This is a genomic window from Superficieibacter sp. HKU1 (genome assembly GCF_029319185.1).
Lineage (GTDB): Bacteria > Pseudomonadota > Gammaproteobacteria > Enterobacterales > Enterobacteriaceae > Superficieibacter.
Genome location: NZ_CP119754.1, coordinates 4,489,024 through 4,503,289, shown reverse-complemented (window position 1 = coordinate 4,503,289; position 14,266 = coordinate 4,489,024). Strand labels below are relative to the sequence as shown.

The 14,266-nt window shown below is 52.8% G+C and carries 9 protein-coding genes, 2 tRNA genes and 3 rRNA genes; 12 read left to right on the top strand and 2 right to left on the bottom strand.

Going from position 1 to position 14,266, the window contains the following annotated elements; genetic code table 11:
- The first annotated feature begins 305 nt into the window (after nt 1-305).
- From P0H77_RS21445 to P0H77_RS21420, 6 genes are all read left to right on the top strand, one after another.
- Nucleotides 306-1,847, top strand: a 16S ribosomal RNA gene (locus P0H77_RS21445).
- A 70-nt stretch (nt 1,848-1,917) separates the two neighbouring features.
- Nucleotides 1,918-1,994 (top strand) — tRNA-Ile (locus tag P0H77_RS21440).
- Between the two features lie 103 nt (nt 1,995-2,097).
- Nucleotides 2,098-2,173 (top strand) — tRNA-Ala (locus P0H77_RS21435).
- Between the two features lie 175 nt (nt 2,174-2,348).
- Nucleotides 2,349-5,254, top strand: a 23S ribosomal RNA gene (locus P0H77_RS21430).
- A gap of 95 nt (nt 5,255-5,349) precedes the next feature.
- A 5S ribosomal RNA gene (rrf, locus tag P0H77_RS21425) occupies nt 5,350-5,465 on the top strand.
- The 16S, 23S and 5S rRNA genes sit together here with 2 tRNA genes alongside, the layout of an rRNA operon.
- Before the next feature lie 70 nt (nt 5,466-5,535).
- On the top strand, nt 5,536-5,919 hold the full coding sequence (locus tag P0H77_RS21420; RefSeq protein ID WP_276159177.1) for a YjaA family stress response protein: 384 nt from the start codon (nt 5,536-5,538) through the stop codon (nt 5,917-5,919).
- A 14-nt stretch (nt 5,920-5,933) separates the two neighbouring features.
- On the opposite strand, the gene P0H77_RS21415 is transcribed toward P0H77_RS21420, so the two are convergent.
- Complete coding sequence (locus tag P0H77_RS21415) at nt 5,934-6,374, bottom strand: acetyltransferase (RefSeq protein WP_276159176.1); 441 nt, start codon at nt 6,372-6,374, stop codon at nt 5,934-5,936.
- Between the two features lie 155 nt (nt 6,375-6,529).
- Here P0H77_RS21415 and metA point away from each other — a divergent pair, with 155 nt between their 5' ends.
- The 6 genes from metA (at nt 6,530) to P0H77_RS21385 (ending at nt 13,293) form a co-directional block, all read left to right on the top strand.
- Nucleotides 6,530-7,459 (top strand): homoserine O-succinyltransferase, encoded by a 930-nt coding sequence (gene metA, locus P0H77_RS21410; protein WP_276159175.1) that lies wholly within the window; start codon nt 6,530-6,532, stop codon nt 7,457-7,459.
- 271 nt (nt 7,460-7,730) lie between these two features.
- Nucleotides 7,731-9,332: a malate synthase A gene (aceB, locus tag P0H77_RS21405; RefSeq protein WP_276159174.1), complete on the top strand. Its 1,602-nt coding sequence runs from the start codon at nt 7,731-7,733 to the stop codon at nt 9,330-9,332.
- Nucleotides 9,333-9,360: 28 nt separating this feature from the next.
- A complete protein-coding gene (gene aceA / locus P0H77_RS21400) occupies nt 9,361-10,665 on the top strand; it encodes an isocitrate lyase (RefSeq protein WP_276159173.1) in 1,305 nt (434 codons plus the stop codon).
- Between the two features lie 100 nt (nt 10,666-10,765).
- Complete coding sequence (aceK, locus tag P0H77_RS21395; RefSeq protein ID WP_276159172.1) at nt 10,766-12,526, top strand: bifunctional isocitrate dehydrogenase kinase/phosphatase; 1,761 nt, start codon at nt 10,766-10,768, stop codon at nt 12,524-12,526.
- A 191-nt stretch (nt 12,527-12,717) separates the two neighbouring features.
- A complete protein-coding gene (locus P0H77_RS21390; RefSeq protein ID WP_276159171.1) occupies nt 12,718-12,984 on the top strand; it encodes a type II toxin-antitoxin system Phd/YefM family antitoxin in 267 nt (88 codons plus the stop codon).
- Between the two features lie 15 nt (nt 12,985-12,999).
- On the top strand, nt 13,000-13,293 hold the full coding sequence (locus P0H77_RS21385) for a type II toxin-antitoxin system RelE/ParE family toxin (RefSeq protein ID WP_276159170.1): 294 nt from the start codon (nt 13,000-13,002) through the stop codon (nt 13,291-13,293).
- Between the two features lie 22 nt (nt 13,294-13,315).
- Here the strand turns inward: P0H77_RS21385 and iclR are convergent, their stop codons facing one another.
- Nucleotides 13,316-14,143 carry a glyoxylate bypass operon transcriptional repressor IclR gene (iclR, locus tag P0H77_RS21380; RefSeq protein WP_276159169.1) on the bottom strand — a complete coding sequence of 276 codons (828 nt, stop codon included), beginning with the start codon at nt 14,141-14,143 and terminating at the stop codon, nt 13,316-13,318.
- Nucleotides 14,144-14,266: the final 123 nt, after the last annotated feature.

Below are 14,266 nucleotides of genomic sequence, written 5' to 3'. Positions count from 1 at the left end.
GAACTCCCTATAATGCGCCTCCATCGACACGGCGGATGTGAATCACTTCACACAAACAGCCGGGCCGGTTGAAGAGAAAAATCCTGAAATTCAGGGTTGACTCTGAAAGAGGAAAGCGTAATATACGCCACCTCGCGACGGTGAGCTGTAAGCCGCGTCGCAACTGCTCTTTAACAATTTATCAGACAATCTGTGTGGGCACTCGAAGATACGGATTCTTAAATGCCGAAAGGCAAAAAGAAATACCAAGTCTCAGAGTGAACACGTAATTCATTACGAAGTTTAATTCTTTGAGCATCAAACTTAAATTGAAGAGTTTGATCATGGCTCAGATTGAACGCTGGCGGCAGGCCTAACACATGCAAGTCGAACGGTAACAGGAAGCAGCTTGCTGCTTCGCTGACGAGTGGCGGACGGGTGAGTAATGTCTGGGAAACTGCCTGATGGAGGGGGATAACTACTGGAAACGGTAGCTAATACCGCATAACGTCTTCGGACCAAAGAGGGGGACCTTCGGGCCTCTTGCCATCGGATGTGCCCAGATGGGATTAGCTGGTTGGTGGGGTAACGGCTCACCAAGGCGACGATCCCTAGCTGGTCTGAGAGGATGACCAGCCACACTGGAACTGAGACACGGTCCAGACTCCTACGGGAGGCAGCAGTGGGGAATATTGCACAATGGGCGCAAGCCTGATGCAGCCATGCCGCGTGTATGAAGAAGGCCTTCGGGTTGTAAAGTACTTTCAGCGGGGAGGAAGGCGATGTGGTTAATAACCACGTTGATTGACGTTACCCGCAGAAGAAGCACCGGCTAACTCCGTGCCAGCAGCCGCGGTAATACGGAGGGTGCAAGCGTTAATCGGAATTACTGGGCGTAAAGCGCACGCAGGCGGTCTGACAAGTCGGATGTGAAATCCCCGGGCTCAACCCGGGAACTGCATTCGAAACTGTCAGACTGGAGTCTTGTAGAGGGGGGTAGAATTCCAGGTGTAGCGGTGAAATGCGTAGAGATCTGGAGGAATACCGGTGGCGAAGGCGGCCCCCTGGACAAAGACTGACGCTCAGGTGCGAAAGCGTGGGGAGCAAACAGGATTAGATACCCTGGTAGTCCACGCCGTAAACGATGTCGACTTGGAGGTTGTGCCCTTGAGGCGTGGCTTCCGGAGCTAACGCGTTAAGTCGACCGCCTGGGGAGTACGGCCGCAAGGTTAAAACTCAAATGAATTGACGGGGGCCCGCACAAGCGGTGGAGCATGTGGTTTAATTCGATGCAACGCGAAGAACCTTACCTGGTCTTGACATCCACGGAAGAATCCAGAGATGGATTTGTGCCTTCGGGAACCGTGAGACAGGTGCTGCATGGCTGTCGTCAGCTCGTGTTGTGAAATGTTGGGTTAAGTCCCGCAACGAGCGCAACCCTTATCCTTTGTTGCCAGCGGTCCGGCCGGGAACTCAAAGGAGACTGCCAGTGATAAACTGGAGGAAGGTGGGGATGACGTCAAGTCATCATGGCCCTTACGACCAGGGCTACACACGTGCTACAATGGCATATACAAAGAGAAGCGACCTCGCGAGAGCAAGCGGACCTCATAAAGTATGTCGTAGTCCGGATCGGAGTCTGCAACTCGACTCCGTGAAGTCGGAATCGCTAGTAATCGTGGATCAGAATGCCACGGTGAATACGTTCCCGGGCCTTGTACACACCGCCCGTCACACCATGGGAGTGGGTTGCAAAAGAAGTAGGTAGCTTAACCTTCGGGAGGGCGCTTACCACTTTGTGATTCATGACTGGGGTGAAGTCGTAACAAGGTAACCGTAGGGGAACCTGCGGTTGGATCACCTCCTTACCTTAAAGAAACGTTCTTTGTAGTGCTCACACAGATTGTCTGATGAAAACGGGCAGTAAAAAATCTCTGCAGGCTTGTAGCTCAGGTGGTTAGAGCGCACCCCTGATAAGGGTGAGGTCGGTGGTTCAAGTCCACTCAGGCCTACCAAATTCGTCCTGATACTGCGTTGTGAAACGACTCGCATACCTGAGTATGCTTCGCCGTTCCACGCCTTGCCTCAGGAAAAATTGCGGTGAGCGAGATTTACGATGGGGCTATAGCTCAGCTGGGAGAGCGCCTGCTTTGCACGCAGGAGGTCTGCGGTTCGATCCCGCATAGCTCCACCATCCTTTACTGTCCGGAACATGAAAACTTCAGAGTGTACCTGAGAAGGTATGCTGCGAAGTTTTGCTCTTTAAAAATCTGGATCAAGCTGAAAATTGAAAAACACTGAACAACGCGAGTTGTTCGTGGGTCTCTCAAATTTTCGCAACACTGAAGTGAAACAGCTTCGGGTTGTGAGGTTAAGCGACTAAGCGTACACGGTGGATGCCCTGGCAGTCAGAGGCGATGAAGGGCGTGCTAATCTGCGATAAGCGCCGGTAAGGTGATATGAACCGTTATACCCGGCGATACCCGAATGGGGAAACCCAGTGCAATCCGTTGCACTATCGTTAAGTGAATACATAGCTTAACGAGGCGAACCGGGGGAACTGAAACATCTAAGTACCCCGAGGAAAAGAAATCAACCGAGATTCCCCCAGTAGCGGCGAGCGAACGGGGAGGAGCCCGGAGTCTGAATCAGCGTGTGTGGTAGTGGAACGGTCTGGAAAGTCCGGCGGTACAGGGTGATAGTCCCGTACACAAAATCACACACACTGTGAACTCGAAGAGTAGGGCGGGACACGTGGTATCCTGTCTGAATATGGGGGGACCATCCTCCAAGGCTAAATACTCCTGACTGACCGATAGTGAACCAGTACCGTGAGGGAAAGGCGAAAAGAACCCCGGCGAGGGGAGTGAAAAAGAACCTGAAACCGTGTACGTACAAGCAGTGGGAGCCTCCTTGTGGGGTGACTGCGTACCTTTTGTATAATGGGTCAGCGACTTATATTCTGTAGCAAGGTTAACCGTATAGGGGAGCCGGAGGGAAACCGAGTCTTAATTGGGCGTTAAGTTGCAGGGTATAGACCCGAAACCCGGTGATCTAGCCATGGGCAGGTTGAAGGTTGGGTAACACTAACTGGAGGACCGAACCGACTAATGTTGAAAAATTAGCGGATGACCTGTGGCTGGGGGTGAAAGGCCAATCAAACCGGGAGATAGCTGGTTCTCCCCGAAAGCTATTTAGGTAGCGCCTCGTGAACTCATCTTCGGGGGTAGAGCACTGTTTCGGCCAGGGGGTCATCCCGACTTACCGATCCGATGCAAACTGCGAATACCGAAGAATGTTATCACGGGAGACACACGGCGGGTGCTAACGTCCGTCGTGAAGAGGGAAACAACCCAGACCGCCAGCTAAGGTCCCAAAGTCATGGTTAAGTGGGAAACGATGTGGGAAGGCCCAGACAGCCAGGATGTTGGCTTAGAAGCAGCCATCATTTAAAGAAAGCGTAATAGCTCACTGGTCGAGTCGGCCTGCGCGGAAGATGTAACGGGGCTAAACCATGCACCGAAGCTGCGGCAGCGACGCTTATGCGTTGTTGGGTAGGGGAGCGTTCTGTAAGCCGTTGAAGGTGGCCTGTGAGGGCTGCTGGAGGTATCAGAAGTGCGAATGCTGACATAAGTAACGATAATGCGGGTGAAAAACCCGCACGCCGGAAGACCAAGGGTTCCTGTCCAACGTTAATCGGGGCAGGGTGAGTCGACCCCTAAGGCGAGGCCGAAAGGCGTAGTCGATGGGAAACGGGTTAATATTCCCGTACTTGGTGTTACTGCGAAGGGGGGACGGAGAAGGCTATGTCGGCCGGGCGACGGTTGTCCCGGTTTAAGCGTGAAGGTGGTGCGACCAGGTAAATCCGGTTGCGCATTAACACTGAGGCGTGATGACGAGGCACTACGGTGCTGAAGTGACAAATGCCCTGCTTCCAGGAAAAGCCTCTAAGCATCAGGTAACACGAAATCGTACCCCAAACCGACACAGGTGGTCAGGTAGAGAATACCAAGGCGCTTGAGAGAACCCGGGTGAAGGAACTAGGCAAAATGGTGCCGTAACTTCGGGAGAAGGCACGCTGGTGCGTAGGTGAAGTGACTTGCTCACGGAGCTGAAACCAGTCGAAGATACCAGCTGGCTGCAACTGTTTATTAAAAACACAGCACTGTGCAAACACGAAAGTGGACGTATACGGTGTGACGCCTGCCCGGTGCCGGAAGGTTAATTGATGGGGTTATCGCAAGAGAAGCTCCTGATCGAAGCCCCGGTAAACGGCGGCCGTAACTATAACGGTCCTAAGGTAGCGAAATTCCTTGTCGGGTAAGTTCCGACCTGCACGAATGGCGTAATGATGGCCAGGCTGTCTCCACCCGGGACTCAGTGAAATTGAACTCGCTGTGAAGATGCAGTGTACCCGCGGCAAGACGGAAAGACCCCGTGAACCTTTACTATAGCTTGACACTGAACACTGGTCCTTGATGTGTAGGATAGGTGGGAGGCTTTGAAGTGTGGACGCCAGTCTGCATGGAGCCGTCCTTGAAATACCACCCTTTAATGGCTGGTGTTCTAACGTGGGCCCGTAATCCGGGTTGCGGACAGTGTCTGGTGGGTAGTTTGACTGGGGCGGTCTCCTCCTAAAGCGTAACGGAGGAGCACGAAGGTCAGCTAATCCTGGTCGGACATCAGGAGGTTAGTGCAATGGCATAAGCTGGCTTGACTGCGAGCGTGACGGCGCGAGCAGGTGCGAAAGCAGGTCATAGTGATCCGGTGGTTCTGAATGGAAGGGCCATCGCTCAACGGATAAAAGGTACTCCGGGGATAACAGGCTGATACCGCCCAAGAGTTCATATCGACGGCGGTGTTTGGCACCTCGATGTCGGCTCATCACATCCTGGGGCTGAAGTAGGTCCCAAGGGTATGGCTGTTCGCCATTTAAAGTGGTACGCGAGCTGGGTTTAGAACGTCGTGAGACAGTTCGGTCCCTATCTGCCGTGGGCGCTGGAGAACTGAGGGGGGCTGCTCCTAGTACGAGAGGACCGGAGTGGACGCATCACTGGTGTTCGGGTTGTCATGCCAATGGCACTGCCCGGTAGCTAAATGCGGAAGAGATAAGTGCTGAAAGCATCTAAGCACGAAACTTGCCCCGAGATGAGTTCTCCCTGAGACTTTAAGTCTCCTGAAGGAACGTTGAAGACGACGACGTTGATAGGCCGGGTGTGTAAGCGCAGCGATGCGTTGAGCTAACCGGTACTAATGAACCGTGAGGCTTAACCTTACAACGCCGAAGCTGTTTTGGCGGATTTGAGAGAGATTTTCAGCCTGATTACAGATTAATCAGTGTGCGGAATGCACCCTGATAAACAGAATTTGCCTGGCGGCACCAGCGCGGTGGTCCCACCTGACCCCATGCCGAACTCAGAAGTGAAACGCCGTAGCGCCGATGGTAGTGTGGGGTCTCCCCATGCGAGAGTAGGGAACTGCCAGGCATCAAACAAGTGAGAAGCCCATCCTGACGGATGGGCTTTTTGCGTTTTAATCATGAAGAAAGGAGTCCTCATGCCCGTTTTATATATCCAGGTGCGTAAAAACCATATCATGGTGCGTGATATTGAGCGCAGCCAGGACGTCTCTGGTCGGGGAGCCTTTAGCAATCAGCGTCTCCTTATTGCCGAATTTTCCATTGCCGAAAAAGTCCTCTCTGATCTCATCCAACAACTTTATCCGCGTACATGGATGAATTCATTACTGCGCACCCGGCGTTTTGACATTGTAATCAGCGCGCTGGAAATGAATGAAGGCGGATTATCCCAGGTGGAAGAACGCATCCTTCAGGAAGTGGTGTCCGAGGCGACAATGATGAGGTATCGCCAGCTTAAACTGCATGCTCAATCAACTCCTCTGACCGATAGCGCTATACTGGCGATGCTTGAGCAGAAATAACGACGTTCTGCCCGTTACCCCTTATACCGTAAATGCAGCAATGGATAAGGCTGTCCAAGATCATCTTTCTCTGAACGTCCCGTCACGCTAAACCCCATCTTCTTATAAAATCCCACGGCCTGATGATTCTGCTCATTCACGTTGGTGGTAAGTTCCGGTGCCAGGGTTAGCGCATGCTCGATCAGCAGCTTCCCTACGCCCTCGCCGCGAAAATCAGGATCGACAAACAGTGCATCCATATGCTGAGCCGTAAGTAACATAAACGCCAGCGGCTTATCCTGCTCTGTTGTCGCTACCCATAGCGGTGCTTCAGGCAGAAAATCACGCACCAGTTTCTCCAGCTCCGCCCGGTAGGAGGACGCCAGAAAATCATGCGTGGCATCGACTGAGCGACACCAGATATCCGCCAGCTTATCCACTTCATCATGCCGAGATCGGCGGATGCTAATAACCATATACTCTCCTTTTTTACCTCCTTATATTCTAACGTAAACACAGCCTTGAAACTTTCTCACCTTCCGCATGTAAGCTCGACATTATGGATATTCCTGGGTATTGTCAGCTATCTGGATGTCTAAACGTTTAAACGTATGCAGTGAGGATATAAGTTATGCCGATTCGGGTGCAGGATGAGCTACCAGCCGTTAATTTTCTGCGTGAAGAAAACGTCTTTGTGATGACGGCATCGCGCGCGACCGGTCAGGAAATTCGTCCGCTGAAGGTACTCATTCTTAATCTGATGCCGAAAAAAATCGAAACGGAAAACCAGTTTTTGCGCCTGCTATCGAACTCGCCGTTACAGGTGGATATTAAACTGCTGCGGATTGACGCACGTGAATCACGTAATACGCCGACTGAGCATCTGAACAATTTCTACTGTAACTTTGATGAGATTTGTCATGAGAACTTTGACGGTCTGATCGTCACCGGGGCACCGCTGGGCCTGGTAGAATTTAATGACGTTACCTACTGGCCGCAGATCAAACAGGTGCTGGAATGGGCCAAAGATCATGTGACCTCAACGCTGTTTGTCTGTTGGGCGGTACAGGCCGCGCTCAACATTCTCTACGGTATCCCGAAGCAAACCCGCAACGACAAACTCTCCGGCGTCTACGAACATCATATTTTACACCCGCATGCGCTGCTGACCCGAGGTTTTGACGACACCTTTCTTGCGCCGCATTCACGCTTCGCGGATTTCCCGGCAGCGCTGATTCGTGATTACACCGACCTGGAGATCTTTGCTGAAACGGACAGCGGAGATGCTTATTTGTTTGCCAGCAGGGATAAACGTATTGCCTTTGTCACCGGTCACCCTGAATATGATGCCAACACGCTCGCTGGTGAATACTTCCGCGATGTAGAAGCCGGTCTAAGTCCGGACGTTCCGTACAACTATTTCCCGAAAAACGATCCGCAGAACAAACCGCGCGCCACATGGCGAAGCCACGGCAATCTGTTATTTACTAACTGGCTCAACTACTACGTCTACCAGATCACACCATACGATCTGCGCCATATGAATCCTACCCTGGAATAATCCTCCACTTTTTATGATCCTAAAGCGTTTCAGCACGCTATTTAAGGCACCTTTGGGTGCCTTTTTCATTTCCGAAAACCACTTCACTCTTTGTAATAAATTTAACTTCTTTGTTATCAATATTTTGAATGTTATTTAAATTAAAAATGGAAATAGTTTTTGATTTTATGATTTATTTGCGTAGTCTTGATCGTGCTGAACGAAAAACCGACAACGATCTTTCGTTCGCACTGTAGACGATCCTGGATCAATGACGACGAGGAGCAGCGCAATGACACAACAGGCAGCAACTGCAGATGAACTGGCCTTCAACCAGCCTTACGGCGAGCAGGAAAAGCAAATCCTGACGCCGGAAGCCACAGAGTTTCTCAGCGAACTGGTGTCCAGGTTTACGCCAAAACGCAATCAACTTCTCGCCGCACGCGTTCAGCAGCAGCAGAATATTGATAACGGTACGTTGCCTGGTTTTATTTCGGAAACCGATTCCATTAGAAATGGTGACTGGACTATCCGTGGTGTTCCGGATGATTTGCAGGATCGTCGGGTTGAGATCACCGGCCCGGTTGAGCGCAAGATGGTGATTAACGCTCTTAATGCTAACGTGAAAGTATTTATGGCGGATTTCGAAGATTCGCTGGCTCCCGACTGGAACAAAGTGATCGACGGGCAAATTAATCTGCGCGATGCGGTTAATGGCACCATCAGCTATACCAACGAAGCCGGAAAAATTTATCAGCTCAAGCCCGATCCGGCCGTGCTGGTTTGTCGCGTTCGCGGTCTGCATCTGCCGGAAAAACATGTTACCTGGCGTGGCGACGCGATTCCCGGCAGCCTGTTCGACTTTGCGCTGTACTTTTTCCACAACTACAACGCGTTGCTGGCCAAAGGCAGTGGTCCCTATTTCTACCTGCCTAAAACACAGGCCTGGCAGGAGGCGGCATGGTGGAGCGAAGTCTTCAGCTATACCGAAGATCGTTTTAACCTGCCGCGCGGCACCATCAAAGCCACGTTATTGATTGAAACCTTGCCTGCCGTCTTCCAGATGGACGAGATCCTGCATGCCCTGCGCGATCATATCGTTGGCCTGAACTGCGGCCGCTGGGATTATATCTTCAGCTATATCAAAACGTTGAAAAATTACCCGGACCGCGTGCTGCCTGACCGCCAGGTGGTCACCATGGACAAGCCGTTCCTCAGCGCTTATTCGCGTCTGCTGATTAAAACCTGCCATAAGCGTGGTGCATTTGCGATGGGTGGCATGGCGGCGTTTATTCCCAGCAAAGATGCCGCGCGTAATGCGCAGGTGCTTAACAAAGTGAAAGCGGACAAAGCGCTGGAGGCGAATAACGGTCACGATGGCACCTGGGTAGCTCACCCCGGTCTGGCAGATACGGCGATGACCATTTTCAACGATGTGTTAGGTGAGAACAAAAACCAGCTGTTCGTTACCCGTGACGACGATGCGCCAATTACTGCCGAAGAGTTGCTGGCCCCGTGTGAGGGCGAGCGCACCGAAGAAGGCATGCGCGCCAATATTCGCGTGGCGGTGCAGTACATCGAAGCGTGGATCTCTGGCAACGGCTGCGTGCCGATTTACGGTCTGATGGAAGATGCTGCGACGGCAGAAATTTCCCGTACCTCCATTTGGCAGTGGATCCACCATGAGAAAACGCTGAGCAACGGTAAACCCGTCACCAAATCCCTGTTTCGTCAGATGCTGGCGGAAGAGATGCAGGTGATTCAGGAAGAGCTCGGCGAGCATCGCTTCAGCAGCGGGCGCTTTACTGACGCCGCACGGCTGATGGAGCAGATCACCACTTCAGATGACTTAATCGATTTCCTGACCTTACCCGGCTACCGCCTGTTAGCGTAATCCACCCTACAAAATGGAGCATCTGCATATGAAAACGCGTACCCAACAAATCGAAGCATTACAAAAAGAATGGACACATCCGCGCTGGGAGGGCATTAACCGCCCGTACAGTGCGGAGGAAGTGGTGAAATTACGCGGATCGGTTAACCCGGAGTGCACGCTGGCGCAGCTTGGTGCGGCCAAAATGTGGCGCTTGCTGAATGGTGAATCGAAAAAAGGGTATATCAACAGCCTCGGCGCGCTGACTGGCGGTCAGGCGTTGCAGCAGGCGAAAGCCGGGATCGAAGCGATCTATCTTTCTGGCTGGCAGGTGGCGGCAGACGCGAACCTTGCCGCCAGCATGTACCCGGATCAATCGCTGTATCCGGCAAACTCGGTGCCGGCGGTAGTGGATCGGATCAACAATACCTTCCGCCGCGCGGATCAGATCCAGTGGTCGTCCGGTATTGAACCAAACGATCCGCGTCACGTGGATTACTTCCTGCCGATCGTCGCCGATGCGGAAGCCGGTTTTGGCGGCGTGCTGAACGCTTTCGAACTGATGAAATCGATGATTACCGCCGGTGCAGCGGCGGTGCATTTTGAAGATCAGCTCGCCTCCGTGAAGAAATGCGGACACATGGGCGGTAAGGTGCTGGTCCCGACGCAGGAAGCGATTCAGAAACTGGTCGCCGCGCGTCTGGCGGCTGACGTGATGGGCGTTCCGACGGTGCTGATTGCCCGTACCGATGCCGATGCGGCGGATTTAATTACCTCCGACTGTGACGCTTACGACAGTGAATTTATCACCGGCGAGCGCACCAGCGAAGGCTTCTACCGCACTCGTGCGGGTATTGAACAGGCGATCAGCCGCGGTCTGGCCTATGCGCCGTATGCCGATCTCGTGTGGTGTGAAACCTCCACGCCGGACCTTGAGCTTGCCAGACGTTTTGCTGACGCCATCCACGCGAAATACCCCGGTAAACTGCTGGCCTATAACTGCTCGCCGTCGTTTAACTGGCAGAAGAATCTGGACGATAAAACCATCGCCAGCTTCCAGCAGCAACTGTCAGAGATGGGCTACAAGTATCAGTTCATCACCCTGGCAGGCATTCACAGCATGTGGTTCAACATGTTTGACCTGGCGCATGCCTACGCTCAGGGCGAGGGGATGAAACATTACGTCGAGAAAGTACAGCAGCCGGAGTTTGCTGCCAGCAAAGAAGGCTACACCTTTGCTTCGCATCAGCAGGAAGTGGGCACCGGCTACTTTGATAAGGTGACGACCATTATTCAGGGTGGGGCGTCTTCTGTGACCGCGCTGACGGGGTCGACAGAAGAGTCACAGTTCTGATTGTCCTTATGTCCGGTAGTGCGATGTTCACTGGCTCACCGTAGTACGCAGGTCGGATAGGCGAATGCGCCATCCGGCCAATCCCGGATGAGGGCAAAAGATGACGCGAAGCCTGGAATTACTCATAGCGCAAACCATCCTGCAAGGCTTCGACGCGCAGTACGGTCGATTTCTGGAGGTCACCTCCGGCGCGCAACAGCGATTCGAACAGGCGGACTGGCACGCCGTTCAGCAGGCGATGAAAAATCGTATTCATCTCTACGACCATCATGTCGGCCTGGTGGTCGAGCAGCTGCGTTGCATCACCGATGGCAAAAATACCGATGCGGAATTCCTGCTGCGCGTAAAACAGCACTATACCGCCTTACTTCCGGATTACCCTCGCTTTGAGATAGCGGAAAGCTTTTTTAACTCCGTCTATTGCCGGTTATTTGACCACCGCTCGTTAACACCCGAGCGGCTTTTTATTTTCAGCTCCCAGCCAGAACACCGCTTTCGCACCATTCCCCGCCCGCTGGCGAAAACGTTTTCCCCTGAACACGGCTGGGAAACGCTGCTGGGTAAAATGTTAAGCGATTTACCGCTGCGTTTACCCTGGCAGGATCGGCTGCGCGATGTGGGTTATATCATTGCGCAACTGACAGAAACGTTCGGCGATGTGCTGCTACGCCAGGCGCATCTGCATATTGCCAATGAACTTTTTTACCGTAATAAAGCCGCGTGGCTGGTGGGTAAAATAGTCACTCCGGTGGGCACGCTGCCCTTTTTATTGCCGATTCACCGCTCGGATGACGGCGAACTCTTTGTTGATGCCTGTCTGACGGGTATTGACGAAGCCAGCATCGTGTTTGGTTTTGCCCGTTCCTATTTCATGGTTTATGCCCCGCTGCCTGCTGCACTGGTCGAATGGCTACGGGAGATCCTGCCGGGCAAGACCACTGCCGAACTGTACATGGCGATCGGTTGCCAGAAGCATGCAAAAACCGAAAGCTACCGGGAATATCTGGCTTACCTCACCGGCACCGATGAGCAGTTCATCGAAGCGCCAGGAATTCGCGGCATGGTGATGCTGGTGTTTACCCTGCCGGGCTTCGACCGGGTATTTAAAATCATCAAAGATAAATTTGCTCCGCAAAAGGAGATGTCTGCGGCGCACGTACGCGCCTGCTATCAACTGGTTAAAGAACACGATCGCGTCGGGCGCATGGCGGATACCCAGGAATTTGAAAACTTTGTGCTGGAGAAAAGGCAGATCTCTCCGGCACTGATGGCGCTTTTACAGGCTGAAGTGCCAGAAAAAATTGCCGATCTCGGCGATCGCATCGTCATTCGCCATCTTTATATCGAACGCCGCATGGTGCCGCTAAACATTTGGCTGGAGCGGGTGGAGGGCCAGCAGCTGCGCGATGTGATTGAAGAGTACGGCAATGCTATTCGGCAGCTTGCCGCCGCCAACATATTCCCCGGCGACATGCTGTTCAAAAACTTCGGCGTCACCCGTCACGGTCGCGTGGTGTTCTACGATTACGATGAAATTTGCTATATGACGGAAGTAAATTTTCGCGATATCCCGCCACCGCGTTACCCGGAAGATGAACTGTCCAGCGAACCCTGGTATAGCGTTGCGCCAGGGGATGTCTTCCCGGAAGAATTTCGCCACTGGCTGTGTGCCGATCCGCGTATCGGTCCGCTGTTTGAAGAGATGCACGCCGACCTTTTTCGCGCCGACTACTGGCGGTCGTTACAGGCGCGTATCCGCGAAGGTCATGTAGAGGATGTGTACGCCTATCGCCGTCGGCAGCGGTTTAGCGTGCGCTACGGCGCGACGGAGCCTGCGCTTTTGCGAGCCGCTTTCCAGTAATGAAATGGGCGGCTGGCGGTCTACCCTCCGGTACTGTACTGTCGTTTACACATCGTGGCGCAGGTATTTGATATGCTAACAACGACATGTAGTGCAGGCGGGTTAACGACGATTTCACTGGAGTCGTCAACCTCTTCTTTCTATTATGTCTGTATTGGACATTCGAGCCATTTTAGACGGGAGAAGAGGCTATGCATGTTATGCCCGCACAGCACGCGAAGAACCAGTTTGGAGATTTATTAATGAAAGTCCAGCATGAACCTGTAGAGATCAGCAAACACGGTAAGCGAGTGGCCGTGGTTATTTCCCCTGAAGAATATGATCGTTTTACTGAACTCAAATTACAGAGTCTGAAAGCCATTCTGGCTGAATCGCTGGCGCAGGCCGATAAAGGGAAGCTACACAATATTGACGATGTATTTGGCCCCTTAACTCAGGATGAACTAAACGATCATTGAGGGCAAAGCTAAGGGATGAGCGTAAAATTTACGACTAAAGCTAAAGAGCATATTCGCGCAATCAGAATTTATTCAACGCGTCGTTGGGGGAAGGAAGTGGCAGAAGTCTATTCCTCCGTCATTCGCACGACGATGACAGACGTTCTCGACAGACGTCCCTTTCCCGGACGTGACCGCAGCGTCGATCTTTTTCCAGGTATCCGCAGCTTTCCTGTAGAAAGCCATATTATTTATTATCGAGAAGTCTCGACAGGCATTCTCGTTCTGGCGATATTGCATGAAAAGCAGGATCCACATCATTCTCTGTAACGTTTTATCAGGGATGTAAAAATCACCGCACTCCACCATACGCCAGCGTTACCTCTTTCGCCGCCTTAATCACCATCGCGCCAAACTCGGTCACCCGGTCATCGGTAATACGCGATATCGGCCCCGAAATAGAAATGGCCGCAAACGGCTCGCGATGTTCATCATAAATGCAGGACGCCACGCAGCGCAGGCCGAGCGCGTGCTCCTCATCATCGAACGAATAGCCGCGCTTACGCGTCTGGGCGAGATCGTCCTTCAGATGCAGCGGCGACACCAGCGTGGCGTGCGTATACGCATGCAGTCCCTGACGATGCAGCAGCCCGGTCACCTGCTCTTCGCTTAATTGCGAAAGAAACGCTTTTCCCGCACCGGAGGCGTGCATCGGCAGTTTACCGCCAATAGGGGCCGACATACGCATCAGCTGCGTACACTGTACCTGATCGATAATAATCGCCTGATGATCGCTTTGGTCGAGTACCGCCAGGTTCACCGTCTCGCCGGACTCTTCCATCAGCGAGCGCAGGATAGGGTGGACAATCGCCAGCAGATTACGACTCTGCAAAAAGCTGCTGCCGACCATAAAAGCATGTGCGCCCACTGACCAGTGCCCCAGTTCACCCACCTGGCGGACAAAACCAAGCTGCTGCATGGTGGTCAATAAGCGGTGCGTCGTGGAGTTGGGTAAACCGGCCTGCTGCGCCAGCTCGGTCAGCGCGACGCTGCCGTTAGATTCAGCAATCCACTCCAGCAGCTTTAAACCGCGCGTCAGGGACTGAACCTGGCCGGTTGCCTGTTGTGCGGTGGCAGGGGCAGGTTTTCTGCCGCGTTTTGCGGGAACGGGGGCAACCATAAGCGACTCCTTTTCTGTATCGTGGAAATCATTTTCGTTTTATCTGAGTATAATGCAACAACAACCATGCTCATCGGATGAGTGTGAATGAACTTGTCTCATGTTAGGGACTGCTCTCTTTTC

Coding starts and splice junctions, on each gene's coding strand:
- aceK (WP_276159172.1), top strand. CDS start 10,766: ATGACGCGAAGCCTGGAATTACTCATAGCGCAAACCATCCTGCAAGGC.
- P0H77_RS21420 (WP_276159177.1), top strand. CDS start 5,536: ATGCCCGTTTTATATATCCAGGTGCGTAAAAACCATATCATGGTGCGT.
- P0H77_RS21390 (WP_276159171.1), top strand. CDS start 12,718: ATGCATGTTATGCCCGCACAGCACGCGAAGAACCAGTTTGGAGATTTA.
- aceA (WP_276159173.1), top strand. CDS start 9,361: ATGAAAACGCGTACCCAACAAATCGAAGCATTACAAAAAGAATGGACA.
- iclR (WP_276159169.1), bottom strand. CDS start 14,143: ATGGTTGCCCCCGTTCCCGCAAAACGCGGCAGAAAACCTGCCCCTGCC.
- P0H77_RS21415 (WP_276159176.1), bottom strand. CDS start 6,374: ATGGTTATTAGCATCCGCCGATCTCGGCATGATGAAGTGGATAAGCTG.
- metA (WP_276159175.1), top strand. CDS start 6,530: ATGCCGATTCGGGTGCAGGATGAGCTACCAGCCGTTAATTTTCTGCGT.
- P0H77_RS21385 (WP_276159170.1), top strand. CDS start 13,000: ATGAGCGTAAAATTTACGACTAAAGCTAAAGAGCATATTCGCGCAATC.
- aceB (WP_276159174.1), top strand. CDS start 7,731: ATGACACAACAGGCAGCAACTGCAGATGAACTGGCCTTCAACCAGCCT.